1 protein-coding gene is annotated in these 1,355 nt (G+C 64.4%); it reads right to left on the minus strand.

The features are described from left to right. Positions 1–40: 40 nt before the first annotated feature. A complete protein-coding gene (locus M2S36_RS20230) occupies positions 41–1,225 on the minus strand; it encodes an MFS transporter (RefSeq protein ID WP_233694823.1) in 1,185 nt (394 codons plus the stop codon). Between the last annotated feature and the right edge of the window lie 130 nt (positions 1,226–1,355).

The following is a 1,355-nucleotide window of genomic DNA, read 5'->3' on the forward strand; positions in this document are numbered from 1 at the left end:
CTGCTAATTCAATGACTTATGGGCTCATGGCAGCCCCGTTTCAGTGCCCGCCCTTCATCCGCCGTGCCACCAGGTAGATCCCCAGCCCGACCAGCGCCGTCGCTGCGCCGATGTAGCCGGTGCTGGTCCAGCCCATGCCCGCGGTAATCGCCATGCCACCCAGCCACGGCCCCAGCGCATTGGCCAGGTTGAATGCCGCATGGTTCGACGCCGCCGCCAGGCTTGGCGCTTCATGGGCAATGTCCATCAGGCGGATCTGCAACGGTGCCGCCAGGGCAATCATGGTCCCCACCAGGCCAATGCCCAGCAGCAGGCTCCACAGCGCCTGCGCGGCAACGCTGAAGAACAGCAGCACGGCAATCGACCACACCAGCACCAGCCCCACGGCGCGGAACTGCAGGCGGTCGAACAGTTTGCCGCCGGCGATGTTGCCGACGATGCCGCCCACGCCGAACGCTGCCAGGCCGAACGGAATCCACTGCGGCGACACCTGGGTTACCTGCAACATCGTCGGCGCCAGGTAGCTGAACACACAGAACATGCCGGCAAAGCCGATCGAGGCGATGCCCAGCGCCATCCACACTTGCGGCAGGGTGAAGGCTTGCAGTTCCTTGCGCGGGTCGCTGCGCGTTTCATCGTGGCGCTGGGGCACGAAGCGCCAGACCAGGGCTATGGTGCACAGGGCTATCGCGCCGACCAATACGAACGCCGAGCGCCAGCCGAAATACTGGCCCAGCAAGGTGGCGACCGGGTTGCCGAGCAACATGGCCAAGGTCAGGCCCATCATCACCCGGGCCACGGCCCCCGCCCGCTGGTCTTTGGCCACCATGCTCGACGCCACCACCGCCGCAATGCCGAAGTAGGCGCCATGGGGCAGGCCGCTGATGAAGCGGAAGGCGACCAGGCCACCGAACGAGGGGGCGAAGGCGGTAGCCAGGTTGCCAAGGGCATACAGCGCCATCAGCAACAGCAGCATGTGCTTGCGCAACAGCTTGGCACCGATGATCGCCAGAGTCGGGGCGCCGACCATCACCCCCAGCGCATAGGCGCTGATGGCATGGCCCACCTGGGGCTCGCTCAATTGCAGGTTACTGGCGATGTCGGGCATCAGGCCCATGATGGCGAACTCGCCAGTGCCGATCGCAAAGCTGCCCAGCGCCATGGCGGCTTCCATCTTTGCGACGGTGCTTTTGCTAGGGAGGGGGGGTAATTCCTGAACTGACATCTGGATCCTTGTTGAAACATGCTGAAACGTTCAAGGCGGGATCATAGTCAATCCGTGACGGCGACGTCGAGGAAGGTGGCTGGCTTCCTCGTACGTCTGTCGGGAGCACATGTGGGAGCAACTGTCTTGC

Origin of the sequence: Pseudomonas sp. SF2 (assembly GCF_036858055.1) — a bacterium.
GTDB lineage: Bacteria > Pseudomonadota > Gammaproteobacteria > Pseudomonadales > Pseudomonadaceae > Aquipseudomonas.